1 protein-coding gene is annotated in these 627 nt (G+C 42.9%); it reads left to right on the top strand.

The features are described 5' to 3' along the window. Positions 1-627, top strand: a 627-nt coding sequence (locus tag KTHG_RS00095) for a metallophosphoesterase (RefSeq protein ID WP_186439472.1), incomplete at both ends; no start/stop codon positions are given.

Raw genomic sequence — 627 nt, 5'->3', positions numbered from 1 at the left:
AGTGGAATTAACGTATCAGACAGCTTGTGACATCGTTGTAGACGGTGGGGATATTATCGATGGGAAAACATCAAAAACGCTTGCGATGGCCAATATGCAAGCAATGGCAATGGCCATGAATCAAGCAAAAACACCGGTCATGTTCACAAAAGGAAATCACGATGATAATACACTAGGAGATGGTCGTCAAAATGGTGGGAAGGGTACCGAGTTAATTCGTCCGGCTGAAATGGCAGCAATTCTGAAAGCCAACTACACTAATAATGGTATCGTCCACAATGTAGCAGACGATGCAATCTACAGCTACTACGATGTGGAAGATAAAAAGCTACGTGCGATTGTCATTGATACATGGGACAACCGATACGACTTATTAACATCTAACGGCAAAATAAAATATCCAGCCGGTAGCTATGCTGGGTATCAGCAAGCGCAATTAACATGGTTAGCGAATACCTTACTCACGACACCAAAAGACTACGGTGTTGTTCTTTTCACGCATATGGCCATTGGCGGTGTGATTACGGAGAACTTATGGACAGTTATCAATGAGGATGTCGTTGTAAATCTACTAAATGCCTTTAAAACCGGCACTGCATACAGCACAACTGGGCGTACCGTAAATAA

Source organism: Kurthia sp. Dielmo (assembly GCF_000307285.2).
Taxonomy (GTDB): domain Bacteria; phylum Bacillota; class Bacilli; order Bacillales_A; family Planococcaceae; genus Kurthia; species Kurthia populi.
The sequence above is the reverse complement of the archived record's forward strand: the minus strand, read 5'-3'. Positions and strand labels throughout refer to the sequence as shown.